This is a genomic window from Bifidobacterium sp. LH_426 (genome assembly GCF_056356875.1).
In genome coordinates this window covers 408,173-433,335 of the sequence record NZ_JBKEVB010000002.1, presented here as the reverse complement: position 1 = coordinate 433,335, position 25,163 = coordinate 408,173, and the positions used below count along the sequence as shown (strand labels likewise).

The 25,163-nt window shown below is 64.8% G+C and carries 16 protein-coding genes, 1 pseudogene and 2 riboswitches; of the genes and pseudogenes, 12 read left to right on the top strand and 5 right to left on the bottom strand.

All coding sequences use genetic code 11. The annotated features are described in order from the left end of the window. Nucleotides 1–268: 268 nt before the first annotated feature. Together metK and rpoZ are read right to left on the bottom strand one after the other, a co-directional pair. A complete protein-coding gene (gene metK / locus AC1AYD_RS04000) occupies nt 269–1,495 on the bottom strand; it encodes a methionine adenosyltransferase (protein ID WP_476502617.1) in 1,227 nt (408 codons plus the stop codon). Next, nucleotides 1,491–1,560: riboswitch (SAM riboswitch) on the bottom strand. It overlaps the preceding gene by 5 nt. 181 nt (nt 1,561–1,741) lie before the next feature. Next, nucleotides 1,742–2,071, bottom strand: a complete 330-nt coding sequence (rpoZ, locus tag AC1AYD_RS03995; RefSeq protein WP_101622037.1) for a DNA-directed RNA polymerase subunit omega — start codon at nt 2,069–2,071, stop codon at nt 1,742–1,744. A gap of 412 nt (nt 2,072–2,483) precedes the next feature. Here rpoZ and AC1AYD_RS03990 point away from each other — a divergent pair, with 412 nt between their 5' ends. The 7 genes from AC1AYD_RS03990 to ribH all read left to right on the top strand — a co-directional run bounded on the left by AC1AYD_RS03990 (nt 2,484) and on the right by ribH (nt 9,178). Further along, nucleotides 2,484–2,609 (top strand): hypothetical protein, encoded by a 126-nt coding sequence (locus AC1AYD_RS03990; RefSeq protein WP_476502616.1) that lies wholly within the window; start codon nt 2,484–2,486, stop codon nt 2,607–2,609. Between the two features lie 134 nt (nt 2,610–2,743). Continuing rightward, nucleotides 2,744–2,872, top strand: a complete 129-nt coding sequence (locus AC1AYD_RS03985; protein ID WP_476502615.1) for a hypothetical protein — start codon at nt 2,744–2,746, stop codon at nt 2,870–2,872. Nucleotides 2,873–3,133: 261 nt separating this feature from the next. Further along, nucleotides 3,134–4,999, top strand: a complete 1,866-nt coding sequence (gene ilvD, locus AC1AYD_RS03980; RefSeq protein WP_476531638.1) for a dihydroxy-acid dehydratase — start codon at nt 3,134–3,136, stop codon at nt 4,997–4,999. A 138-nt stretch (nt 5,000–5,137) separates the two neighbouring features. Then, nucleotides 5,138–5,267: riboswitch (FMN riboswitch) on the top strand. A gap of 246 nt (nt 5,268–5,513) precedes the next feature. Continuing rightward, nucleotides 5,514–6,629 carry a bifunctional diaminohydroxyphosphoribosylaminopyrimidine deaminase/5-amino-6-(5-phosphoribosylamino)uracil reductase RibD gene (gene ribD, locus AC1AYD_RS03975; protein WP_476544691.1) on the top strand — a complete coding sequence of 372 codons (1,116 nt, stop codon included), beginning with the start codon at nt 5,514–5,516 and terminating at the stop codon, nt 6,627–6,629. Next, nucleotides 6,610–7,296, top strand: coding sequence for a riboflavin synthase (locus AC1AYD_RS03970; RefSeq protein WP_476544690.1), 687 nt, complete (start codon nt 6,610–6,612; stop codon nt 7,294–7,296). Before ribD ends, AC1AYD_RS03970 begins: the two co-directional genes overlap by 20 nt. Before the next feature lie 57 nt (nt 7,297–7,353). Further along, nucleotides 7,354–8,667 (top strand): bifunctional 3,4-dihydroxy-2-butanone-4-phosphate synthase/GTP cyclohydrolase II, encoded by a 1,314-nt coding sequence (locus AC1AYD_RS03965; RefSeq protein WP_476544689.1) that lies wholly within the window; start codon nt 7,354–7,356, stop codon nt 8,665–8,667. 1 nt (nt 8,668) lies between these two features. Continuing rightward, complete coding sequence (ribH, locus tag AC1AYD_RS03960) at nt 8,669–9,178, top strand: 6,7-dimethyl-8-ribityllumazine synthase (RefSeq protein ID WP_476502610.1); 510 nt, start codon at nt 8,669–8,671, stop codon at nt 9,176–9,178. 66 nt (nt 9,179–9,244) lie between these two features. Here ribH and AC1AYD_RS03955 read toward each other — a convergent pair whose 3' ends face one another. Beyond that, the gene (locus tag AC1AYD_RS03955) at nt 9,245–9,610 is read right to left on the bottom strand and encodes a phage holin family protein (protein WP_476502609.1); all 366 of its coding nucleotides are present in this window, start codon (nt 9,608–9,610) and stop codon (nt 9,245–9,247) included. Between the two features lie 25 nt (nt 9,611–9,635). Here AC1AYD_RS03955 and AC1AYD_RS03950 point away from each other — a divergent pair, with 25 nt between their 5' ends. The 5 genes and pseudogenes from AC1AYD_RS03950 to AC1AYD_RS03930 all read left to right on the top strand — a co-directional run bounded on the left by AC1AYD_RS03950 (nt 9,636) and on the right by AC1AYD_RS03930 (nt 16,723). Further along, a complete protein-coding gene (locus tag AC1AYD_RS03950) occupies nt 9,636–9,785 on the top strand; it encodes a hypothetical protein (RefSeq protein WP_476502608.1) in 150 nt (49 codons plus the stop codon). Nucleotides 9,786–10,157: 372 nt separating this feature from the next. Further along, on the top strand, nt 10,158–11,927 hold the full coding sequence (locus AC1AYD_RS03945; RefSeq protein WP_476502607.1) for a pentapeptide repeat-containing protein: 1,770 nt from the start codon (nt 10,158–10,160) through the stop codon (nt 11,925–11,927). Nucleotides 11,928–11,963: 36 nt separating this feature from the next. Further along, nucleotides 11,964–13,010: a LacI family DNA-binding transcriptional regulator gene (locus tag AC1AYD_RS03940; protein WP_476502606.1), complete on the top strand. Its 1,047-nt coding sequence runs from the start codon at nt 11,964–11,966 to the stop codon at nt 13,008–13,010. A 592-nt stretch (nt 13,011–13,602) separates the two neighbouring features. Continuing rightward, nucleotides 13,603–14,969: pseudogene (locus tag AC1AYD_RS03935) on the top strand (oligosaccharide MFS transporter). Nucleotides 14,970–15,145: 176 nt separating this feature from the next. Beyond that, nucleotides 15,146–16,723 carry a glycoside hydrolase family 32 protein gene (locus AC1AYD_RS03930; RefSeq protein WP_476502604.1) on the top strand — a complete coding sequence of 526 codons (1,578 nt, stop codon included), beginning with the start codon at nt 15,146–15,148 and terminating at the stop codon, nt 16,721–16,723. Between the two features lie 163 nt (nt 16,724–16,886). Here the strand turns inward: AC1AYD_RS03930 and AC1AYD_RS03925 are convergent, their stop codons facing one another. Continuing rightward, nucleotides 16,887–20,609, bottom strand: a complete 3,723-nt coding sequence (locus tag AC1AYD_RS03925) for a glycoside hydrolase family protein (protein WP_476502603.1) — start codon at nt 20,607–20,609, stop codon at nt 16,887–16,889. Between the two features lie 118 nt (nt 20,610–20,727). After that, nucleotides 20,728–24,822 (bottom strand): bacterial Ig-like domain-containing protein, encoded by a 4,095-nt coding sequence (locus AC1AYD_RS03920; protein WP_476544688.1) that lies wholly within the window; start codon nt 24,820–24,822, stop codon nt 20,728–20,730. Between the last annotated feature and the right edge of the window lie 341 nt (nt 24,823–25,163).

The following is a 25,163-nucleotide window of genomic DNA, read 5'->3' as shown; positions in this document are numbered from 1 at the left end:
ATCGAGCTTCGGCCTGGATGCAAAAGGAAAGGAAGACAACGGAAATCCTGCGACAGCATCCACACCACGCCCGGGATTTCTAAAACACCACGTTTGGTTCCTATAACCCTACGTACCGGCCCTTCATCGCCCAAGCGTGTCGCACACGCCCCTCACCCCATGGTGCGGTTTGAAGGTTTTGTAAAACCGCGGAAACAAGCCGTTTCCACCTACCGCACCATGGGGGTTTTACCGCACCATGGGAGTGCGGGCGGGGTAAATGGGGTGGTCAGGCGAGGGAGGCGACGGCGGCCTTGAGCTCGTCGACCTTGTCGGTGCGCTCCCACGGGAAGTCGACGTCGACGCGGCCGAAGTGGCCGTAGGCGGCGGTCTTCGCGTAGATCGGGCGCTTCAGGTCGAGCTCGTCGATGATCGCGGCGGGGCGCAGGTCGAACACCTTGCGCACGGCGGCGGCGATCTGGGCGCGGGTCACGCCCTCCTCGGTACCGTAGGTCTCGACGTTCACGGAGACCGGGTCGGCCACGCCGATCGCGTAGGCGACCTGGACCTCGACGCGGTGCGCGAGGCCGGCGGCGACGATGTTCTTCGCCACCCAGCGGGTCGCGTAGGCGGCGGAACGGTCCACCTTGGACGGGTCCTTGCCGCTGAACGCGCCACCGCCGTGGTGGGCGGCGCCGCCGTACGTGTCGACGATGATCTTGCGGCCGGTGAGACCCGCGTCGGCGGCCGGACCGCCGAGCACGAACGAGCCGGTCGGGTTGACGAGCTGACGGTAGTCGTCATGCGCCACGTCGGAGCCGAGCACCTCGTCGAGGATCGGGTCGATGACATGCGCCTTCAGCTGGTCGCGCAGCCATTCCTGCGTGACCTCCGGATCATGCTGGGTGGAGATGAGCACGGTGTCGACGCGCAGCGGATGGTCGTTCTCGTCGTATTCGATGGTGACCTGCGTCTTGCCGTCCGGGCGCAGGTGCGGCACCTCGCCGCTCTTGCGCACCTCGGTCAGGCGGTAGGCGAGACGATGCGCGAGGTAGATGGGCAGCGGCATGAGCACGTCGGTCTCGTCGGTGGCGTAGCCGAACATCACGCCCTGGTCGCCGGCGCCCTGCGCCTCGTAGCGTTCCTCGCGGCTGGCGGCGGACTCCTTCTCGCCGCTCAGACGGGCGACGCCCTGGTTGATCTCGGCGCTCTGGCCGGTGATGGCGACGATCACGCCGCAGGAGTCGGCGTCGAGGCCGACTTCGGAGGACGTGTAGCCGATGCGGCGCAGCGTCTCGCGCACCTTGGACTGGACGTCGACGTAGCCTTCGGAGGTCACCTCGCCGAACACGAGGAACACGCCGGTGGCGGCGGAGGTTTCGACGGCGACGTGGGACTGCGGGTCCTGGCGGAGCAGTTCGTCGAGAATCTCGTCGGAGATCTGGTCGCACACCTTGTCCGGGTGGCCTTCGGTGACGGATTCGGCGGAGATGAGCTTGCGCTCCTGGTTGGTCATATCATCCCTCTTTCGGACTTATCGCCCCGGCTCCGCGGCACGCGGGGCAAGGGCACAATGATACGTTGTGGTTGTTGTTGTCGGGACCGCACGGGATTGGCGCCTGGCGCCATGACGCAGCTTCGCAGCTACGAAAAAGGCCCGCACCAAACCATCGGATGATGGTCGGCGCGAGCCTCAGGTCGTTCGCTCCTGTCGTCCAGTTCTACACGACACGCCGTTTCTGGGCAAGCGTGTGTCGGAAGATCAGTTGCCTTCGGTCAGGTCGTCCTCGCCGAGGGTCTCCTCGAGCAGGCCCTCGTTGATCTCGCGGAAGGCGATGGACAGCGGCTTCTCGTTGTTCTGGTACTCGACGAGCGGGCCGACGTTCTGCAGCAGGCCCTCGTTGAGCTGGGTGAAGTAGGAGTTGATCTGACGGGCGCGCTTGGCGGCGAAGATCGCCAGCGCGTACTTGGAGTCCGCGTGCTCCATGAGATCGTCGATCGTCGGGCTGGCCAGACCGTCGGGGGTGGGGCTGGTGCCGAACTCCTCGTTGCCCTTGACCTCGGTGGTCTCGGTCTCGGTTTCTTCTGCCATATTCATGCTCCAAACCATGGAAAATCTATCTCAACCGCAACAAGTATAGACAGGTGCGGGGACTCCCCCGGCATCGCGACGATCGGCCGCGCGACACGCCGATGGGCCGGAGAATCCGGGAATCCGTTCCGACGGCCGGCGACGGGCGGACGACGCCGGCGCCGTCGGAATGGACGGCATGTCAAATCCCAATGATGCCAACGATTCACGGACACCGTGATTGCCAACGTTTGCATCGAACCGGTTCGATACCTGCGGCGATTGCGCTCGCGAATCATCGTCCAACACGCCGGAATCCGAAACTCCCCCTTGCGCAGGTCACGATGGCGCGCTATTCTGAAACCGGTTTCAAACGAAGCCGAGAAAAACAAGCAAAGCCACCAAGGGGCTTTGACCAACGAAAGGAATTATCATGTCGTTCAAGGATTCCATGATTCGCGGTCTCGCCATGTACGGTGCCAACGCGATGGCCCAGCACTCCATGGGCAACACCAAGGTCCTCTCCGACCTCGTCGAGTCCAACAAGCTCGGCCGCTGAACAAGCGCATAACGCATAAGACTTCGCGACGCACGTCACCGCAAACAAGACAACAAGAAACGGGCGTCGCACACCGAAAATTGCAAACGTGGTCATCGGCCCAACGCCATGACCGAACCTGAAAGGAAAACATTATGTCGTTCAAGGATTCCATGATTCGCGGTCTCGCCATGTACGGTGCCAGCACGATGGCCCAGAACACCATGGGCAACACCAAGGTCCTCTCCGACATCGTCAACGACGCGCAGAAGATCGCCCGCTGAAACTGACTTGTCGGCTCGGGCATGAGCCGACTGCCGTGTGAGAGAGAAGAGAAGACGGGGTTCCGGATGATTCCGGAACCCCGTCTTTCATATGCGTGGGCACCGACGCACATGGCGACGGATCAGCGCGGCACCGCGAAAACCGCTCACGGTGCGGTGACGACGCACGCGGCGTGAGCGTTACCGACGTAACATCCTCGTGAATTCCACATATTGACTCTTGACAAAACGCGTGTCCCGATTAAGGACTTGAATGGAATCATGACCGAAATGCGATCCGCAAAACTCATGTCCGGCCGCGTCTTCGCAGGCGCGCGCGCCCTCTACCGTGCCGCAGGCGTCAGCGGCGACGATATGGGCAAGAAGCCCATCATCGCCATCGCCAACTCCTTCGACGAGTTCCTCCCCGGCCACGTCCACCTCAACAAGGTCGGCCGCATCGTCTCCGAGGCCATCAAGGAGGCGGGCGGCATCCCGCGCGAGTTCAACACGATGGCCGTCGACGACGGCATCGCGATGGGCCACACCGGCATGCTCTATTCCCTGCCCTCCCGCGACATCATCGCGGACACCGTCGAATACCAGTGCAACGCGCACTGCGCCGACGCCCTGATCTGCATCCCGAACTGCGACAAGGTCGTCCCCGGCATGCTGATGGCCGCCCTGCGCCTCAACATCCCGACCGTGTTCGTCTCCGGCGGCCCGATGGAGGCCGGCACCACCGTCCTCGCCGACGGCACCGTGAAGAAGAACACCGACCTCATCTCCGTGATGTACGCCTCCGCCGACGACAACGTCTCCGAGGAGGACCTGCTCAACTACGAGAAGACCGTCTGCCCGACCTGCGGCTCCTGCGCCGGCATGTTCACCGCCAATTCGATGAACTGCCTGACCGAGGCCATCGGCCTCGCCCTGCCCGGCAACGGCACGATCCTCGCCTCCCACGGCTTCCGCAAGGAGCTGTTCCGCAAGGCGGCCCGCCAGGTCGTCAAGATCGCGAACCAGTACTACAAGGATTCCGACGACTCCGTGCTGCCTCGCTCCATCGCCACCAAGCACGCGTTCGAGAACGCGATGACGATGGACGTCGCGATGGGCGGCTCCACCAACACCGTGCTGCACATCCTCGCGATGGCCCAGTCCGCGGACGTGGACTTCACGCTCGACGACATCGAGCGCATCTCGCACACCGTGCCGTGCATCTGCAAGGCCGCCCCGTCCGGCAAGTGGGAGATCTCCGACGTGCACCGCGCCGGCGGCATCTGCGGCATCCTCGGCGAGCTCGACCGCGCCGGCAAGCTGCACAAGGACGTCCATTCCATCGACTATCCGTCGCTCGAGGCCAAGCTCGACGACTGGGACATCATGCGCGACACCTGCACCGAGGAGGCCAAGACCCTCTACCACGCGGCGCCGGGCCACATCATCTCCCCCGAACCGTGGACGCACGAGACGCTGTTCGACTCGCTCGACACCGACCGCGAGCACGGCGCGATCCACGACATCGACCACCCGGAGATCCACGAGGGCGGCCTCGCCGTGCTGCGCGGCAACCTCGCCCCCGACGGCTGCGTCGTCAAGACCGCCGGCGTGCCGCAGGAGATCTGGAAGTTCCGCGGACCGGCGCTCGTCGTCGAATCCCAGGAGGAGGCCATAAAGGTCATCCTCGACGACACGTTGAAGCCCGGCATGGCGCTGGTCATCCGCTACGAGGGCCCGAAGGGTGGCCCGGGCATGCAGGAGATGCTGTACCCGACCTCCTTCGTCAAGGGCAAGGGCATCGGCAAGCAGGTCGCCATGCTCACCGACGGCCGTTACTCCGGCGGCTCCTCGGGCCTGGCCATCGGCCACATGGCCCCGGAGGCCGCGAACAAGGGACCAGTGGCGCTCATCAAGAACGGCGACATCATCGACATCGACATCGAGGCCCGTTCCGTGAACGTCGAGCTGACCGACGAGCAGCTGGCGGAGCGCCGCCGCGAGCTCGAGGCCGGCGACGGCTACGTGGCGCACCGCGACCGCAAGGTCTCGCAGGCCCTCAAGGCCTACGCCGCCTTCGCCCGCTCCGCCGACAAGGGCGCGACGCGCGACCCGGAGCTCATCAACAAGCTCTCCGGCCTCGCCTGATCGGCGTTCGACCGGATTGAGCCGGTTCCGTCAGGCCCCAATAGGAAGGCCGCTCATGGGAGGGGGTGACGTCCATCAAGTGGACGTCACCCCCTCGTCGTCGGCCCGTCCCCTATACTGTCGAACCGACAATTCAATACGCATCTTCAGGGCAGGGTGAAATTCCCGATCGGCGGTTCAGTCCGCGAGCATCGCGATCAACGGTCGCGATGCCGAACCGGTGAGATTCCGGTACCGACAGTCATAGTCTGGATGAAAGAAGCTGCGGCGGCGTGGACCATCGGCCCGCGCGCGCGACCGCATACCGTCGCGTGCGCGCATCGGGCGATGCGCATCATGCGGCCCATCTCGAGCACCTTGGATTTCGAACGGAATCCAGGGTGTTCGCGTTTCGGGGCCGCGAAACATGGCGCGTCTCGCCCGATGCCCGGGCAGCCGGAACCAAACCGGCGCACGGCCCCACCGCCATCATGAAGCACCCTGGACATGCCCTATCGCAAAGAAAGGGGATTTCATGGACGATAGGGACCTCATGTCCGTGGCATTGCGCCACGCACGACTCGGAGCGGGCAAGGTCAACCCGAATCCGATGGTGGGGACGGTCATCGCGCGCGACGGCGCGATCATCGCCACCGGACATCACGACCATTTCGGCGGATGGCACGCCGAACGCGCCGCGCTCGAAGCGGCGAAACGCGACGGCGTCGACGTGCGCGGCGCCACGATCTACGTCACGTTGGAACCCTGCTGTCACACGGGCAAGCAGCCGCCGTGCACGCAGGCGCTCATCGACGCCGGAATCGCCCGCGTGGTGGTCGGCTCCCCCGACCCGAACCCGCTGGTCGCCGGCAAAGGCGTGCGCCGGCTCACGGACGCGGGTATCGAGGTCACGCAGGGCGTGCTGCGCGAGGAATGCGACGCGCTCAACGAAATCTTCCTGCACTACATCACCACGCGCACGCCGTTCGTCATGCTCAAATACGCGATGACGCTCGACGGCCGCATCGCCACCGCATCGGGCCTGTCGCGCTGGATCACCGGCGAGGCCGCGCGCCGCCGCGTGCACGAGGACCGCGGCCGGTTCTCCTCGATCATGGTGGGCGTGGGCACGGTCATCGCCGACGACCCGCAACTCACCTGCCGCATCGACGGCGGTCATGACCCAATCCGCGTGATATGCGACACCGATTTGCGCACACCTCGCGACGCGGCGGTCGTCGCCACCGCGCGCGAGACGCCCACGATCATCGCCACCTGCTCGACCGACGAAACCCGTGCGCAGGCCTACCGCGACGCGGGATGCGAGATCCTCCACGTACCGGCCGACGCCGACGGGCACGCCGACGTCGCCGCCATCGTCGGAACGCTCGGCGGGCGCGGCGTCGACAGCGTGATGATCGAGGGCGGCGGCGAACTCGCCTGGTCCGCGCTGCGCGACCAGGTCGTGACCAAAGTGAGCGCCTACGTCGCGCCGAAACTGTTCGGCGGCCGCACCGCGCCCGGCCCGGTGGGCGGCGCGGGCGTCGGCGCGCCGGACGACGCCTTCCTCCTCACGCACCGCACCGTCGCCGCGGTGGGCGACGACATCGTCATCGAAGGAGGCGTCGACTATGTTCACCGGAATCGTTGAGGACCTCGGCACGGTCGTCGGATTGGAGAACGGCGCCGACTTCGCGCGACTGTCCGTCGACTCGCCGACGGTGGTGACCGACCGCACGGCGATCGGCGAAAGCATCGCCGTCAACGGCGTGTGCCTGACCGTCACGTCCGTGCGCGGCACGACGTTCACCGCCGACGTGATGCACGAGACGCTGCGACGCTCCTCCCTCGGCTCGCTCCGCCGCAGCGACCATGTGGACGTGGAACGCGCGATGCCCGCCGACGGGCGCTTCTCGGGACACATCGTCTCCGGGCACATCGACGGCACCGGCGTGATCACGTCGATCGCGCGCGACGGCATCGCAGTCGTGTACACGATCCGCGCGCCGTACGCGCTCATGCGGTTCATCGCCGAGAAGGGATCGATCGCCGTCGAAGGGATCAGCCTGACGGTGACGCACGCCGGACGTGACTCGTTCGGCGTGTCGATCATCCCGCACACCGCCGCGCACACGGTGCTGGACGAACGCCGCATCGGCGACGTGGTCAACCTCGAAACCGACCCGATCGCGAAATACACGGCGCGACTGCTGGAGATGCCGGCGGACGGCGGCACGGACGGCGTGACGGCCGGAACGGCCGGAGACGCCGGAACGGGCGCGATCACGGCGGACTTCCTCGCCGCGCACGGATTCTGAGCGGCGAGCGCACGGAGAAGAACCACATACACGTACACGTAAAGGACGGAAACGGAAATGACGGAACAGACGCGGCGCACGGACCATATGAACTCGGACGACCCGGTGGCGCGCGCCATCCGGGACATCGCGGCCGGGCGCATCGTCGTCGTGGCGGACGACGAAAGCCGCGAGAACGAAGGCGACCTCATCTGCGCGGCCCGCCACGCGACGCCGAGCAACATCGCGTTCATGGCCACGCACGGCAGGGGCCTGATCTGCACGCCGATGAGCCCGGAACTGGCGACGCGGCTCGACCTGCCGCCGATGTGCACGGCGAACACGGACAACCACCACACGGCGTTCACCGTGTCAATCGACCACGTGACCACCTCCACCGGCATCAGCGCGCGCGACCGCTCGCTCACCGCGCTGGCGTGCGTCGACCCGGACACGCGGCCGCAGGACTTCCGACGCCCCGGACACATGTTCCCGCTCGTCGCGCGCCCCGGCGGCGTGCTGGAACGCAACGGGCACACGGAGGCGACCATCGACCTGGCGCGGCTGGCCGGACTCGAGCCGTGCGGACTGTGCTGCGAGATGATGAAGGCCGACGGCACGATGATGCGGCGCGACGACCTCAAGCGCTTCGCCGCCGAGCACGGACTGGCCTACATCACCATCGCGCAGCTGCAGGACTACCGCCGCACGCACGCGTTCCCGCACACGGTGCGCCGCGTGGCGCGCGTGAACCTGCCCACCGAATACGGGCGGTTCACGATGGTCGGCTACGAGTCGGACGACGGCGGCGAGCACGTGGCGCTGGTGATGGGCGACGACATCGTCTCCGGCGAACCCGTCCTGTGCCGCATCCACTCGCAGTGCCTGACCGGCGACGTGTTCGGCTCGCAGCGCTGCGACTGCGGGCCGCAGCTGCGCGAGGCGATGCGGCGCGTCGCCGAGGCGGGACGCGGCGTCATCCTGTACCTGAGCCAGGAGGGACGGGGCATCGGGCTGCTCAACAAGCTGCGCGCCTACGAGCTGCAGGAGCGCGGGTTCGACACGCTCGACGCGAACCTGGAACTCGGATTCCCCGCCGACGCGCGCGAATACGAGACCGCGGCGGCCATGCTGCGCGACCTCGGCGTCGCGTCGGTCGACCTGATGACCAACAACCCGGACAAGATCGGCCAGCTGGAGCAGGCGGGGATCGCCATCGCCTCGCGCGTGCCGATCGTCATCCCCGCGAACGCGTACGACGCGAACTACCTGTCCACCAAGGAACACCGGATGGGGCACCTGCTGGGAGCCCTGTCGGGCATGACGAATCTGTCCACCACGACGAACATGGCGACCACGACAAACCTGTCCACCATGACAAAGGAGAACTGAAATGACCGTATTCGAAGGACAACTGGTAGCCGGCGCCGCTTCCGCCGCCGGTGACGATTCCGCCGCCAAGCCGATCCGCATCGGCATCGTGGCGGCGAGGTTCAACGAGTTCATCACCTCGAAGCTGCTGTCCGGCGCGCAGGACGGCCTGCGCCGCCACGGCGTGGCCGACGAGGACGTGGACGTGGCGTGGGTGCCCGGATCGTTCGAGATTCCGATCGCGGCCAAGCGCATGGTGTCCACCGGACGCTACGACGCGGTGATCTGCCTCGGCGCGATCATCCGCGGCAGCACCTCCCACTACGACCTCGTGTGCAACGAGACCGCAAAGGGCATCGCCCAGGTGTCGCTGAACTCGGACGTGCCCGTGCTGTTCGGCGTGATCACCACCGAGAACATCGAGCAGGCCATCGAACGCGCCGGCACGAAGGCCGGCAACAAGGGCTTCGACTGCGCGCTCGGCGCCATCGAGATGGTCAACGTGCTGCGCGCCATCAGCGCCGGGGAGTAGACGCGGGGCGACTGTGCGGTCGGCTGGCCGGCCATTGGCTGGTCGACCGACCGCATCCGCTTCCCGTCAGTCGCCGATGATGGAGTTGACGATGGCGGAGACGACGGCCATGATGATCGAGCCGATCGTCGCCCACCAGAAGCCGTGCACATAGACGCCGACGCCGAACAGGCCCAGTGCGAGCCACGAGGCGAGGCGCATGAACAGCCAGTTGATGACCAGGTACAGCACGCCGAACGAGAGGATTGTGAACGGCAGGGCGATCGCCTGCACCACCGGTTTGACGGACGCGTTGATCAACGCCAGGAACAGGGAGAATGCGGCCACGCCGAGGATCGGCGGCTCCCCCACCGTCGTCATGCCGGGCAGCAGCACCACCATCACCGCCGCCGCGATCGTCAGCACCAGCCATTCGATCAGAAAGCTTCTCATAGCGCCCATCGTAACGGCGTATTCCGTGGGCTCGGCACGGGGGCGGCGGCACATCAACGGCATCTTCACCCACGGCGAGGCGAACCTGCACGGTCTGATGACATACCTGCATGGTTTGGAGGCGAACGTGCATGGTTTCCGTCCGAACGTGCATGATTCGGGAACGAACCTGTAGGCTTTCGGCGCGAACCTGCATAGTGGGGTGCTGAAGACAAAGCTCATGGCGGAATATATCAGGGATGAAAAGCCCGGAATTCCAGGGTACTTCGATTTGGCGGGCAACAGGATTCACCGGGGTTTCAGACCCCCACCGCGCACGTTCGGCTCCGCCAACTACACGTTTCCCTCAAAACCAAGCACGCTCGCCCCGGAATCCTACACGTTCGCTTCCGAACCGCACACGTATCCATCGAAACCATGCACATTCCTGATTCCGCCGCAATGCCTGGACAACACGCATGGGCATATCATGGAATCGGCGGCAGGAGAAGCCCGGCTGCCGCAACGCACGGCACGACGAGGTCGTCACGGTTGAAGGGAATAGGCTATGGCAGCAGCACCGGAGAAGACGGGGGCAACGACTCAGGATGCCGATGCGGTGAATGCCGCGAAAGGCAAAAGCAAACCTCGTTCCAATCGACGCATCAGGGTACGTACCGTCTCTGGAATTGTATCGCTGGTAGTAACCGTAATTTTTCTTCTCATCCTTCTCGGCGTCCACTTCGGCGGTTATGCCATCAAAACGATTCTGCCGACGACAATTGCCTTTTTGATACGTCATTGGTCAATTACGACCGCGGTTCTGTTGGGGCTTCTCACCTTGGCACTGCTTTGCCCCAACTGGTGGCCTTGGCTGAAAGCTTCGGCACAGAAGTTCATGGATTGGCTCAGAGGATGGCCACTGTTCGCGAGCATCACAGTCTGGGTGATTCTGGCAGTAGCACTGTTGGTCGGATTGGTGTGGCTATGGACCGGGCAAGTTCCGTTCGCACGCATACCGACGACTAGTTCCAGTAACACCGCTAATTCTTCTGGCATTATGTACGACGTACTGAAGATTGCATTGACCACCGTCGGCGGCATCGGCGGTGTCGCATTCCTCGTGATGAAATATCAGGATGGGCAGCGAAGCAAGCGCGATGAGATCAATGCGCGCATGAAGAACGCCATCGACCAGTTGGGCAATGAGAAATCATCGGTGCGAATCGCCGGCGTCTACGCGTTGACCGAAATCGCGGACCGTGAGCGCGGAGACTATCGCCAACGCGTTGTCGACATCCTCTGCGGCTACCTGCGCTCCAACGACCGCGGCACGCCAATCACTTCTGATAGCAACACGGATTCTGCAGCAGAGCCGAAGGGAAACGATACCGTTTCCGGTAACGAAGCAGGTAAGACAATCACACCGGGTATTCCAATACCAACCTTCGACGACCGCCCCGTAGAATCCACAATTTTCTCCGTCATGCGTACCCACCTCCTCAAAGAGCGCCACGACAAAGACGGCACAATCACCGTTGAGCAGCAACTCCCCTATGACCAACTCTGGTGCGACTGCAATTTCGATCTCCACGGAGCAACCTTTACAGAAACAATCAATCTCACGCAAACAACCTTCAGCAAAACTGCAAGATTCGATGAGTCAACTTTCAATATGCCTGTAGCATTTTCACAAACGCAATTCGATGAAGACATATGGTTTAGTGAGTCAAATTTCAATTCTGACGCTTATTTCAATGATGTGCGTTTCAACTCAACCGCGCAGTTTGACAGCACTGTTTTTAGAACGAAAGCTGATTTTAGTTACACAAAATTCATATTTGACGCGCATTTTCAATCTACTCATTTTTATGGAGAGTCACATTTCACCAAAAGCACTTTCGAAGAAAATTCAAAAGCACTTTTTAGCAGCGCACATTTTTACGAAACCACTTATTTCAATGACACAACCTTTGGAAACACTGCGCAATTCTATGGAGCTCGCTTTAGCGAAACAGCAATGTTCACAAGAACACACTTCGAGTTCATTGCAAATTTTGCCTACACATTCTTCAATATGAATGTGCGCTTTAACGGAGCGACGACAAAAACAAAAGCTGAAATTGAAAAGCGAGGACCTATCATAAATCCTGATTTTGATTTCATATTCCAACACAAAACTTTTTTATGCGATGCAGCTCAGTTTACACGTGGAAACATTCTGGAATTCCCAAACTCTATAACACTCACTAAGGAGGGATTACCAGAAGGAGCACGGTGGGCCACCAAGAATGACACGGATACAGACACCAATGAAAAGCATGAAGCCGACGAATAGCCCCTACCCCGCACCAATGGGTGTATCGTTTGACGTATGGTGACGATGAAGGAGATCGCGAAGCGTACGGGGGTATCCATTTCGACGGTGTCGTTGGTGATGAACCACCGCGACGCGGGGCGCGTCAAACCGGCGATCGCGGCGCATGTGCGCGAGGTCGCCGACGAGCTCGGCTATCAGGTCAATCCGATGGCGAGCTCCCTGCGCACGAACCGCACGCGCACGATCGGCTTCATCAGCGAGGAAGTCGCCACCACCCCGTACGCCGGCGGCATGATCCTCGGCGCGCAGTCGGCGGCCAGCCAGCTCGGGTATCTGCTCATCACCGTCAGCACGGACGGCGGCATGGACGAGGGCGAGGAGATCGACGCCCTCCAACGCTACGGTGCGGACGGCTTCCTCTACGCGAAGATGTCGAACCGCGTGACCGGCCTGCCGGACCGCCTCAAGCACAGTCCGGTCGTGCTCGTCGACGCGACTGATACGGCCGGCATGATTCCCAGCGTCGAACCGGACGAATACCGGATCGGCTACGACGCGACCAAACGGCTCATCGACGCGGGATGCGAACGCATCGCCTACGTCGGATGCTCCGAGCCGATGATCGCGCAGGAGGGGCGTCTCGCCGGCTACCGCGCCGCGTTGGAGGAGGCGGGGCGCAAGATCGACGACCGTCTCATCATCAGCGTGCTCAACAACGGCCCCGCGTTGGAGGCCGTCTCCGACCTGTTCGACTGGGAGCGGCCGGACGGGTTCTTCTGCTTCAACGACGCGCGCGCCTGGTACGTGTACGAGTGCGCGGCCCGACGCGGTCTCACCGTCGGCCGCGACGTGTCGGTCGTCGGCGTCGACAACCACCGCGTGTTCGCGGAGACGTTCTCGCCGCAGCTCACGACGGTCGCGCTGCCGCATTTCGAAATGGGATACTGGGCGGCCGCGAAGGTGATCTCGATGATCGAGCAGCGCGCTCTCGACGATCTCGAATGGCCGGAGACGACGGCACCGATGCCGCCGCTCGACGCGGAGATCCCGGCGAAGATCCACTGCACCCTGATTGAGAAGGAGTCGGTAAAGAAGGGGTAAGGGCCCTCTCTCAGCCCCCTCAGTCGGCCGTAGGCCGGCAGCTCCCCCTGAAGGGGGCGCAAGGAAATCGTCATGCGCTTATGGCGCATGTCCGTTTTCTTGCCTCCCTCTGACGAGGGAGGTGGCCGCCGAAGGCGGACGGAGGGAGAGACATGCGGCGTCAGCCGCGAAAAACGGCATCGGCCGTAGGCCGATTCGATTCCCCCGCGACCTGCGGCCGCTCTTCTTCTCTCCCCCAGTCAGCCTGCGGCTGACAGCCCGACCGCAATCACGGACAGCCTACGGCTGACCTTGCATCAGCTCGCCTGTCGGCTCACACATCGCCTACAAACACCTCCGGTGTTTGCCTTACGGCGATGTCCCGTCAGAGGGGGCCGCATGGCAATTCGAACCGGTTTGGCAAGGTGTTGTATCAAACGTTTGACGTGTTGGAAATAGTGAGACACGCCGGTGTTTCGTTTAACGTTTGACGTAAATCGTTTGACGGTTTATAGTGAATACCACAACGAACACGATTCCCCACCACGGCGCGGCAGCCGCGGGAGGAACCCCGCCGAGACCACGAAGGCCCGGCCCACAACCACAAAGCCATATGGAAGGAAGCGCCCGCGTCGCAGCGGACGCGAGAGACAAGGGAATACAACAAATGGCAAACACGGCAAAGAAGTCTCCGTGGAGGAACCCCTCCTACCTGCAGAGCTCCTTCGGCATCTTCATGTTCTTCTGCTCCTGGGGCATCTGGTGGTCCTTCTTCTCCAGGTACCTCATCGACGGCGTCGGCATGACCGCTGCCGAGCAGGGCCAGATCTACTCGATCAACTCGCTGGCCACGCTGATCATCATGTTCGTCTACGGCGTCATCCAGGACCAGCTCGGCATCAAGCGCAAGCTCGTCATCTTCGTGTCCTTCATCGCCATGCTCGTCGGACCGTTCGTCCAGTTCGTTACGCCCCGATGCTCAACGCCGGCGGCACCACCCGCTTCATCGGCGCCCTCATCGGCTCCGTCGTGCTCTCCGCGGGCTTCATGTCCGGCTGCTCCCTGTTCGAGGCCATCACCGAGCGCTACTCCCGCCACTTCGGCTTCGAGTACGGCCAGTCCCGCGCCTGGGGCTCCTTCGGCTACGCCATCGTCGCCCTGTGCGCCGGCTTCCTGTTCAACATCAACCCGCTGATCAACTTCTGGGTCGGCTCCGCCTTCGGCCTCGGCATGCTGCTCGTCTACGCCTTCTGGATCCCGGCCGAGCAGAAGGACGAGCTCAAGAAGGAGGCCGATCCGAACGCGGCCCCGACCAACCCCTCCTTCAAGGAGATGGTCTCCGTCCTCAAGATGCCGACCCTGTGGGTGCTCATCGTCTTCATGCTGCTCACCAACACCTTCTACACCGTGTTCGACCAGCAGATGTTCCCGACCTACTACGCCTCCCTGTTCCCGACCATGGAAATCGGCAACGCCACCTACGGCACGCTCAACGGCTTCCAGGTCTTCCTCGAGTCCGCGATGATGGGCGTCGTCCCGATCATCATGAAGAAGATCGGCGTGCGCAACGCCCTGCTGCTCGGCGCCACCGTCATGTTCCTGCGCATCGGCCTGTGCGGCGTGTTCCACGATCCGATCTCCGTCTCCATCGTCAAGCTGTTCCACTCCATCGAGGTCCCGCTGTTCTGCCTGCCGGCGTTCCGCTACTTCACCCTGCACTTCGACACGAAGCTGTCCGCCACGCTGTACATGGTCGGCTTCCAGATCGCCTCGCAGGTCGGCCAGGTCATCTTCTCCACGCCGCTCGGCATGCTGCATGACCAGATGGGCGACCGTCCGACCTTCTTCACCATCTCGGCGATCGTGCTCGCGGCCCTGATCTACGGCATCTTCGTCATCAAGAAGGACGACCAGGACGTCGGCGGCGACCCGTTCTACACCGACAAGCAGCTGCGTCAGATGGAAGCCGCCAAGGCCTGATCCGACGCCTCTCCCCCGACCAACCCTCCAACCAACACCTGTGGCGGTCGCAACGGCTTTCCCCTTTTTCCCCGTTGCGACCGCCGCACCTTACACTTGAAACCGCCCCACCCCAACCGACTCCCATCAAATCCACCCAATCCACCCACCCCACCCACATCACACAAGGAAGTGCCATGACCGATTTCACCCCCGCCAACCCGGTCCTCACCCCCATCCGCGACCACGCCGAGGAGCTCGCCAAGGCCGAGGCCGGCGTCGCCGCCCTCGCCGCCAAGCGCAACGACCGCTGGTACCCGAAGTTCCACATCGCCTCCAACGGCGGCTGGATCAACGACCCGAACGGACTGTGCTACTACAAGGGCCGCTGGCACGTCTTCTACCAGCTGCACCCGTACGGCACCCAGTGGGGCCCGATGCACTGGGGCCACGTCTCCTCCGCCGACATGCTCACCTGGAAGCGAGAGCCGATCATGTTCGCCCCCTCGCTCGAGCAGGAGAAGGACGGCGTGTTCTCCGGCTCCGCCGTCATCGGCGACGACGGCGCACTGCGCTTCTACTACACCGGCCACCGCTGGGCCAACGGCCACGACAACACCGGCGGCGACTGGCAGGTCCAGATGCTCGCCACCCCGGACAACGACGAACTCACCTCCGCCACCAAGCAGGGCATGATCATCGACTGCCCGACCGACCAGGTCGACCACCACTACCGCGATCCGAAGGTGTGGAAGACCGGCGACACGTGGTACATGACCTTCGGCGTCTCCTCCAAGGAGAAGCGCGGCCAGATGTGGCTGTTCTCCTCCGACGACATGGTGCGCTGGACCTACGAGCGCGTGCTCTTCCAGCACCCGGACCCGGACGTGTTCATGCTCGAATGCCCCGACTTCTTCCCCATCAAGGACAAGGACGGCAACGAGAAGTGGGTCATCGGCTTCTCCGCCATGGGCTCGAAGCCGAAGGGCTTCATGAACCGCAACGTCAACAACGCCGGCTACATGATCGGCACCTGGGAGCCGGGCGGCGAGTTCAAGCCGGAGACCGAGTTCCGCCTGTGGGATTGCGGCCACAACTACTACGCGCCGCAGTCGTTCCACGTGGACGGCCCGGAGCACGACGGCGACGGCCGCCAGATCGTCTACGGCTGGCTGAGCCCGTTCGTCGACCCGGTCCCGATGCAGGAGGACGGCTGGTGCGGCCACCTCACCCTGCCGCGCGAGATCACGCTCGGCGATGACGGCGACGTCGTCACCGCCCCGGTCAAGGAGATGGAGGGCCTGCGCGCCGACACCTTCGACCACGGCGAGATCACGCTCGACATCGACGGCGAGAAGACGATCTGCGACGACGCCGAAGCGGTCGAGATCGAGATGACCATCGACCTCGCGCACTCCACCGCCGAGCGCGCCGGCCTCAAGGTCCACGCCACCGAGGACGGCGGCTACACGTACGTCGCCTACGACGACCAGATCGGTCGCGTGGTCGTGGACCGTCAGGCCATGAAGCACGGTGACCGCGGCTACCGCGCCGCCCCGCTCACCGAGGCCGAGCTCGCCGCCGGCACGCTGGACCTGCGCGTGTTCGTGGACCGCGGCTCCGTCGAGGTGTACGTCAACGGCGGCCACCAGGTGCTCAGCTCCTACTCCTACGCCTCCGAGGGCCCGCGCGCGATCCGCCTCTCCGCGGAATCCGGCTCGCTCAAGGTCACGTCGCTGAAGGTTCATCACATGAAGTCCATCGGACTGGAGTGAGGTCACTTTTGGTCTTGGTAGTCTCTCCCCCAGTCAGCCTTCGGCCGACAGCCCCCTCGTCAGAGGGGGCCAAAGAGACCAGAAAGACCACATAACATGACGGAAGGCCGTCGTCCCGAATGTTCGGGACGACGGCCTTCCGTTTATTTGCGATGATGCGCTATCAGTCGCGGCGCTTGATGACGGTCATCGCGGCGGCGAGCGCCAGCAGTGCGGCGACGCCCGCCACGGCGGCCACGGAGGCGCCGGTCGCGGTCAGCCTGCCGGCGTTGCCGCCGTTCGGCTTCGCGGAGGGCTTGCCGGCGCCGGGCTTGTTCCCGTCGGCGGAGCCGTTGCCGGAACCATTGCCGGAACCGTTCCCGTTGTCACCGGCGTTGCCGCCGTTGTTGTCGGAACCACCGTTGTTGTCACCACCGTTGTTGTTCCCGCCGTTGTCGCCGGAACCGCCGTCGTTCTTGACGACCTTGGCGGCGGAGACCCAGCTGAGCACCGGGCCGGTGCCGGTCGCGGACGACAGCGTGAACGTGACGACCTTGGCCTCGCCCTCGGGAATCGTCACCTCGCCGGAGGCGATGACGTTCCCGCTGTTGACGGACGCGGAAGCGAGCTCCTGCGCGCCGTCGAGACCGTCATAGGTGTAGGTGACGGTCGTCGGGCGCGTCTGGTTCCACCAGTCGTGCATGCCGAAGGAGACGGTGTGCGTGCCGGGGGCGAGCGTGAGCTTGTAGCTCAGCGTGTCCGCCGTGCCGTTCGCGCCCGCATAGATGCCGGAGGCGTACGGGTCGGCGTCGCCGGCGCTCTGCGCGCCGTAGTTGGCGGACGCGTTGCCCCAGCCCGTAGCCTCGTCGAACGCCTGGTCGGCCTTCGCATTGGCCAAACCGCCTTCGGTGAGCTTCTTCGCCGACTCGTACGTGGCGGAGGAGTCGCCGCCGTTCACGTCGACGAAGTATTCGAGGTTCTTCTCGACGCGCTGCACGGTGGCGGTGGCGGGCAGCGTCGTGCCGTCGACCGCGCCGCGCACCGTGGTCGGCGCGTAGTACTTCGCCTTGGCGGCGGAGTCGGTCAGCCACGTGACGTCACGCGACTCCTCCTTGCCGCCCACGGTGACGACCGTCACCTGCTTGGGCAGCTTCGGCGTCGCGCCGTCGAGGAAGGCGACGGTGCCGTCGACCGGCTTGACGGACTGGATGTCGTCGGCGTCGGCCTTGGACACGCTGATCCAGCTGAGCACCGGGTCGAGGTCCGTGCCCGCGTTGGATGCGGTGAAGCGGATCGACGCGGCCTTGTCGAGCGTGAACGTGATCGCGTCCGTGGCCTTCTGGCCGTTCTTCAGGTTCACCGACGCGGAGCCGAGCTCGGTGTCGCCATTGGTGACGGAGAACTTGACGGTGCGGTCGTTCCACTGCGCCCACCAGTCCTTCATGCCGGCCTGCACGGTGTACACGCCGGGCTTGAGATCGGCCTGGTAGACGATCGACTTGCCCTTGTTCGCGTAGAGGCCGGTCTCGTAGGCGTCGTTGGAGTCGGTGCCGTAGACCTGCGCGTCGCCGTCGGCGCCGAGCGTGCTCACGCGGCCCCAGCCGGAGGTGGCGTCATAGGCCTGGTCGCTGTGCTTCTGGCGGGAGGCGATGCCCTCGGACGCGGCCTGAAGCGCCTTGAAGTAGTCGGACTCGTTGTCCGGGTTCGATCCGGCGTCGATGTACAGGTACGTGTTCTTCGGGTAGATCGTCGCGGTGAACGACACTTCGACGTCGTTGAGCTCAGGCAGTCTGCCGGTGATGGTGACGTCGCCGGAGGGCTGGTCCTCGCCGAAGTACGTGTCCCACGTGACGGGCGTGGTGATGGTGCCGTTCTCGCCGCCGCGCTGGATCTCCAGCTTGGTGGGCAGCGACTTGAGCAGTCCGCTGACCGAGGTGGCGGTGGCGGGCAGCTTGGTGACCACGTCGACGGCCTCGTACTTGTTCAACTGGTCGAGCGTCCAGTCGGCGTACGGCAGGACGCGCATCGTGCCGTTGACCATCTGCATCGGCGTCATCACGTAGCGCGACTGGCTGATGTCGTTGCCGGTGTCCGGGTTGAACCAGCGGTCGCCCCAGTAGATGAACAGGCCCTTCTTCTCGTCCACGGGGATGATGGAGCTGGACTGCGTGTAGAACGAGTTGGTGTGGCTCTGCTCGTAGCCGTCGCCGTCCACGAACGGGGTGCCGATCTCATGGTACGGGCCCATGATGTTGTCGCCCTCGCTCTTCGTGTACTCGTTCTCGTTCGGCGCCCAGCCGGTGGTGTGCGAGTAGATGAAGTAGTAGTGGCCCTTCCACTTGACGGGTGCCGGCGACTCCTTCGAGTTGGTGGCGATGATCGCATACGTGTCGCCGTCCTTGACGGAGGTGCCCTGCTTCTGCTCGGCGACGGGCTTGGCGAGCTTGGTGTACGTGGAGTCGAGCAGGGAGATCGTCAGGTCGCGGTTCTCGTTGCTCGCGTAGATCAGGTACGCGTCGTCGACGCCGTCGTTGTTCTCGTCCTTGCCCTGGTCGATGTACAGGTTCATGTCGCGGGCCATGCCGGGGTTCGACGTGTTGTTGCCGGGGCTCATGCGGAACGAGCCGAGGTACTTGTACGGGCCGGCCGGGTTCGACGTGGTGCTCACGGCGACGCCCGCCTTGGCCTTCGAGTAGGTGGCGGTGTCCTCGTTGCCGTACTTGGGGCCGTCGGCGTGGAACCAGATCACCCAGCGCTTGGTGGAGGCGTTGTACGCCATCTTCGGGCGTTCGAACACGCAGCTGGTCTTCGTCGGGTTGGAGCCGTCGCCGTAGAGCGCCTTCAGATCCCACAGCAGCTTGTCGAGGGCCTCCTGCGGGCTGGAGATGTTGTAGTTGGAGGCGTCGTTCGCGAAGGTGCTGAAGTCCTTGCCGTAGATGTTCGTGTAGTCCGGGTCCTTGGCGATGTTCTCGACGTTGTAGTACTTCTGGTACACCTTGTCGCCGCCGGCGAGCTTGTTCTTGAGGTCGGCGTCGCCGAGGTAGGTCTGGAAGCCGAGCCCCTTGTCCGTCCAGTTGAGCAGGTCGTCGGAGTAGTAGATGCGCACGCCGTGGGCGACGAGACGGTCGGTCTTGTCCTCGCCGCACCAGATGTACACGTAGCCGTCGCCGTTGGCGTCGAGCTTCTGGTCCTCCTTGGCGAGCGTCGAGGTCTTCGCCTTGACGATGCCGGCGCCGTGCGCCTGGATCAGGTCGCCCTTATCGTCGAACATGCGGGCGCCGTTGGTGCCGGTGATGCCCGTGTAGTGGTAGATGAAGCGGACGGCCTTGAACGCCGTCTGCAACGTGTCGGCGGCCTTGGTCACGTCGTCGGCGGTGGCGTTCGCGTCGTCGACGACATTCTGCGCGGCGTCGCGCGCCTCGTTCAGCGCCTTGAGGTCGTCCGGGTTCGCCTTCCACGTGTCGTAGGGGGCGGTTCCGGAGTCGTCCGAACGGTAGCCGGAGGCGAGCGGCTTCAGATCCTTTTCGGTGGTCTTGCCGAGCAACGTCTTCAGCGTGGTCTTGTCCGTCGTCGGCGCGTCGGCCTGCGCCGTGGGCGCGGCCGCGTCGCCGCCGTCCGTCGCGTCGGTCGCGTCGCTCTTGGCGATTCCGTCCGTCGCCAGTTTGTCGGCGATGTCGGCCGACGCGTCGAGCGCCTTCTTCGCCTGTTGCGTGCCGTCCTGCGCGCCGTCGGCGTCCGTCGTGGATTGCGCGGACTTCGCCGCGTCGCCGCCGATCAGGCTGGACAGGTCGCCGGTGGACGGCGTGGATGCGTCCGTGCCCTCCTCGGCGTTGGCGGGAATCGTCATCGACGTGCACAGCAGCGTCGCCGCCGCTATCGCACCGATGAACCGTGTTCCTCGTTGCATGTATTCCTCCTTGAATTTCCTTCTGTTTCCTTCTTTGGTGAAGGCCGCCGCCCCGAACGCAATCGGAGCGGCGGCCTCGATCATCATGCCGCCGGCGGACCGGCGGCCGGGCTACCGGCTACTGCCGGCGCCTGCGCGTGATGACCAGCACGCCGGCCGCCGCGACGAGCAGCGCGACGACGCCGACCACGCCGGCCACCGAGGAGCCGGTCGCGGACAGTCCCTTGTTCGGCTTGGCCGTCGTCTGGCCGTTGCCGCCGGCCGCGCCGTTGCCCGGCGCGGGCTGCTGCTCCGGACCGGGCGTGACGGACGCGGCCTTCACGGTCACCGTGAACGTGGCGGACACGCCGCGGTAGGAGACGGTGACGGTCTTCTCGCCGGCGGTGGCGGAATCGAAGCCGGAGACGGTGTACTCGCCGTCGGCGAGCGCCTTGCGTTCCGTCTTGCCGTCGCGCTGGTAGACGGCGGCGACCTTGAGTCCGGCGAGGTCGAGCTTGTCGCCGACCGTGTAGTCGGTCTTCGTCGGGGCGGTCACGTCGAGCGAGGCGAGCGTGGCCGCGTCGAACGTGACCGTGTAGGTGGTCGTCTTCGAGCCGTCGGCGGAGGTCACGGCGATCTCGGCCTTGCCGCCGAGCGCGCCGGTCTTGACCGCGTCGCCGGTCACCTTGACGGTGGCCGCGTTGTCCTTGGCGTAGGCCTGCAGGACCGGGTTCGCTTCGGCGTCGATCGGCAGCGCGACCGTGTAGTCGGTCTTGGCCGGGTCGAAGCCGCTGACGGTCGCGCCGTCGAGACGCAGGTCGCCGAGCGTCGCGTCGGCGGCGGGGGCCGCGACCTGCTTCGCCTCGTAGATGCGCACCTCGGAGATCTTCGCGTAGTAGTTCGCGTTGTCCGCGTAGGTGAGCTTCAGGCGCACGCCCCTGGTGGCGGGCAGCTTGTCGAGCGAGACGGTGGTCACGTCGCCCTGGTTGATGCGCGGGCCGGTTTCGGCGGTGACGCCGGAGTCCTTCCAGGTCGTGCCGTCCGCGTCGAGGACCTGCACGGCGAACGACTTCGGGGTGGCTTCGCCGAACGAGACGAAGTCGAGCGAGTGGAGCGTGCGCGCCTTGTCGAACGTGTAGCTCACCCACGGGTCCTTGTCGTCGGCGGAGGATTCGCTCTTCCAGTTCGACCACGCCTTGCCGTCGGTCGCGCCGTCGCAGGTGTTGCCGATGACGTTCGAGCCTTCGGTGGAGGAGGCCTGCGCGTTGGCGCAGAACGTCTTGGCGAGGTTCTCGCCGTTGACGGTCTCGCCCTTGGTCACGTACACGGTGAGCGTGGCGGGGATGGTCGCGCCGGTGCCGCTGCCGTCGTCGACGGTGCCCTTGATGGTCACGGTGCCGGTCGAGGCGAGCTTGTCATCGGAAAGAGCGGACCAGTCCCACGTCACGTCGCGCGCGAACGCTCCGGAGGCGCGCACATGCGCGTCGGCGGTGGCGGGGGCGGCGGCCTTGACGTCGTCGACGGTGGAGCCGGCGGCGACGGTGACGGACGCCGGGTCGGTCGCGGTGAACGCGCCGACGGTCACGGTCGCGGTGACCGGGAACTCGTTGCCGTAGACGTCCTTGGCGACGGCGGTCGCCTCATAGGTGCCTTCCTTGGTGACGTCCACCTTGGAGACGTCCCAGCCGGCGGCGGTGACGTCGGCCTTGCCCTCGCCCCACGTGTAGTAGAGGGTGACGGTCTTCGGCAGCGCGGCGGCCGCGTTCACGGCGGTCTGCACGTTCACGGCCTTGGCGCCGGTCGGGGTGACGTCGCGCAGCGTCCACGTCTGGTTGTTCGCGGGCGTGTTCGCGGTGGAGGAGGTCCACAGGCCGACCTTTGTGCCGGCGGCGGTGCCCGAGCCGTTCACGTCGAGGTTCCGCTTGGCGGCGGCGTTGAGCAGCTGGTAGCCGGACCCGTCGCCGGTGTTGAGGATCCACTTGGCGGCCGGGTCGGTCTTCGCCTGTTCGACGGATTCGTCGGACAGGGCGTTGGTGCCGTCCTTGGAGACGAGCACCTTGCCGTCGGCGTCGGTGATCACGTACGCCTTGAGGTCGGGGCGCTCGGTGCCGGACTGGTCGATCTGGGTGAACGTCCAGGTCTGCTTCTTCGCGTCGGCGGCGGTGGAGGCCACGTCGGCGAGGGAGAGCGCGGAGTCGTCCTTGGCGACCTCGGCGACGGCCTTGCCGGACTGCTTGCCGACGAGCTGGTACGTGCGGCCGGTCGCGGCGGCGACGGCGGAGTCGGAGTGGCCGGTGACGCCCTTCAACTGGATGGAGGCGATCGAGCGGGCGGGGACCGTCACGGTGGCGGTCTTCGCGGCCTTGTCGATCACGACGGAGCCCGCGGCCTGCTTGACGTTGCTGGTCTTGGCGAACACCTCGGGGGTGGCGGAGTCGACGCCCTTGTCCTTGTCGGACTGGGCGGTCTCGGTCGTCAGGTAGAGGTCGCCGGACGCGTCGTCGGCGATCTGGCCGTACTTGGACAGGTCGATGACGAACGTCTGGGCGTTGGTGCCGGAGTTGCGGTGCACGATCGTCTGGGTCGCGCCGTCGGCGGAGGTGGCGGTCATCGTGTTGTCGGTGTCGTTGTTGGCGATGACCTTGTCGCCGGCGTGGATGAAGCGGGTGATGGCCTTGACGCCGTTGTACTTCGCGTTCGCGATGACGGTGCACGGGGCGAGGCCGTCGGTCGTGCCGCCGTTGTTGTTGACGCGGCGCTCCGAGTACAGCTTGCCGTCCTTGCCGGCCACGGTGCAGTCGAAGTCGATGAGCACGGTGCCCCAGTTGGTGTTCTCGCCGGCCGGGTTGACGTTCGAACCCATCTGCATGTTGTAGAGGTCCTCGACGACCTGCCAGAACGTGAAGTCCTTGGACTGCAGGCGGGGCACGTTGGAGCTGATGTAGCTCATCATGCCGAGCGCGTTGTCGAAGCCGTACGGGTTGTACGAGCCGGACTGCCAGGAGCCGTCCACCTCGCTCATCGAGAGCTTCTTGCCGTCGGCCTGCGCGATGTCGCGGGCGAGCATCTGGCTGCCGGTGGAGTAGGCGTGCACGTTGTACTGGCCGACGAGGTCCTTGACCTCCTGCGGGTAGGCGTTGTACGACTTGACGAAGTCGGCGGAGTTGGTGGCGTCGGTGGCGGAGATGATCGTGTCCGCGTTGCCCTTGAGCGCCTCGGACAGGGCCTTGATGGTGGCCTGCTGCTCGGCGTTGTTGACGTGCATGCCCTCCTGCGGCTTCTTCAGCGCGTTGGAGTACGGCGTGACGGTCTTGTCCTTGTCGGAGTAGTACTTGCTCCAGTAGTTGTTGATGAGGTTCTCGTTGGAGTCGCCCTTGCCGTCGTAGTCGGAGGCCTTCTGGGACGGGGTGCCCCAATAGTTGGTCTCGGACTCGTTGAACGGCTCGACGGTGTCGACGTTCACGTTCGCGCCGAGGCTTTCCAGGTGCTCGACGTTCTTGGCCATGTACTGGGCGAACTTCTGCGGGTCCTTGAGGTTGTTGGAGCCGGAGTTGTATCCGCCGGTCGCGTAGCCGCTGCTGGTGAGGAACCACGGGGCGGAGTTGGCGAACGCCTCGATGTCGGTGATGTCGGCCTTGCCGTTCGTGCCTTCGGCGCCGCGCTTGATCCACCAGTCCTGGGCGGCGGACTTGCTGAAGTCGTACTGGCTGTCGTCGGTCGGGTCGAACGCGGCGGCGAGCTTGTCCTTGTCGGCCTGCTTCGTGGTGACGCCGCCGTAGACGTTCTTGGAGCCGTCGGCGTCGTCCTTCCACGTGCCGGGCACGGCGGCGCCCTGGCGCATGAACGGGTAGCCGTACGCCACGTCGGAGGCGTTGCCGCCGCCCACGTTGTAGCGGGCCATGTTGAGGTCGAGGCCGTCCGAGCCGAAGATGGACTGGTAGAACTGCTCGCGCAGCTGCTTGCCGTATGCGACGGCCTTCTGCTTGGACGCCTCGTCGCCGAGGTTGGTGGTGATGGACGATTCCTCGCCGAGGCTGCCGGTCGCGTTCGCGAACCATGCGAGCGAGGTCCCCCAGCCGTCGAACTCGTTGGCGTACCACGGGTTCGGCGTCACGGTGACGGCCGTGGCGCCGGCGTCGGCGGCGTTCGCCGTGCCGACGGCCGCGAACGCGCCGCCCGTCGTGAGCGTCGCCGCGGCTACCAGCGCCGCGAGCGACCTTCCCAGTGATTTCATTGATTCTCCTTGCCTTGTCGTTCCGCCGTCGCCATCGATGCGGCACCGCGTCTTCGCATGTGGGCCGTTCCACCGGTTCCGGCGTCCGCGTCGGCTCCTTCACCCGACGCCCGGAATGTTTGCGCAAACATCCCGATTGCGTCCCATCATACCACAAGAGCGTCGCCGAGGCGCCGTCGAGGCCGTCGCCGCCCCGCGCGCGGCGGCGCGGCGGCGACGGTCCGCGGACGGCCCCGTCACGGCCTATACTGTGTGCGGCAGACGCGCGCCGGCCGGGAACGGCGGCGCGCGAACGACACGATGCGACCGGACGACGCGCAGGCTCCTCACCTTACTGTCCC

Excerpts from the sequence above, each read along its gene's own strand:
- AC1AYD_RS03990 (WP_476502616.1), top strand. The coding sequence starts at position 2,484 with ATGTCGTTCAAGGATTCCATGATTCGCGGTCTCGCCATGTACGGTGCC.
- ilvD (WP_476531638.1), top strand. The coding sequence starts at position 3,134 with ATGACCGAAATGCGATCCGCAAAACTCATGTCCGGCCGCGTCTTCGCA.
- AC1AYD_RS03955 (WP_476502609.1), bottom strand. The coding sequence starts at position 9,610 with ATGAGAAGCTTTCTGATCGAATGGCTGGTGCTGACGATCGCGGCGGCG.
- AC1AYD_RS03945 (WP_476502607.1), top strand. The coding sequence starts at position 10,158 with ATGGCAGCAGCACCGGAGAAGACGGGGGCAACGACTCAGGATGCCGAT.
- AC1AYD_RS03965 (WP_476544689.1), top strand. The coding sequence starts at position 7,354 with ATGACGGAACAGACGCGGCGCACGGACCATATGAACTCGGACGACCCG.
- AC1AYD_RS03925 (WP_476502603.1), bottom strand. The coding sequence starts at position 20,609 with ATGCAACGAGGAACACGGTTCATCGGTGCGATAGCGGCGGCGACGCTG.
- ribD (WP_476544691.1), top strand. The coding sequence starts at position 5,514 with ATGGACGATAGGGACCTCATGTCCGTGGCATTGCGCCACGCACGACTC.
- AC1AYD_RS03920 (WP_476544688.1), bottom strand. The coding sequence starts at position 24,822 with ATGAAATCACTGGGAAGGTCGCTCGCGGCGCTGGTAGCCGCGGCGACG.
- AC1AYD_RS03930 (WP_476502604.1), top strand. The coding sequence starts at position 15,146 with ATGACCGATTTCACCCCCGCCAACCCGGTCCTCACCCCCATCCGCGAC.
- AC1AYD_RS03985 (WP_476502615.1), top strand. The coding sequence starts at position 2,744 with ATGTCGTTCAAGGATTCCATGATTCGCGGTCTCGCCATGTACGGTGCC.
- rpoZ (WP_101622037.1), bottom strand. The coding sequence starts at position 2,071 with ATGGCAGAAGAAACCGAGACCGAGACCACCGAGGTCAAGGGCAACGAG.
- metK (WP_476502617.1), bottom strand. The coding sequence starts at position 1,495 with ATGACCAACCAGGAGCGCAAGCTCATCTCCGCCGAATCCGTCACCGAA.
- AC1AYD_RS03940 (WP_476502606.1), top strand. The coding sequence starts at position 11,964 with ATGGTGACGATGAAGGAGATCGCGAAGCGTACGGGGGTATCCATTTCG.
- ribH (WP_476502610.1), top strand. The coding sequence starts at position 8,669 with ATGACCGTATTCGAAGGACAACTGGTAGCCGGCGCCGCTTCCGCCGCC.
- AC1AYD_RS03970 (WP_476544690.1), top strand. The coding sequence starts at position 6,610 with ATGTTCACCGGAATCGTTGAGGACCTCGGCACGGTCGTCGGATTGGAG.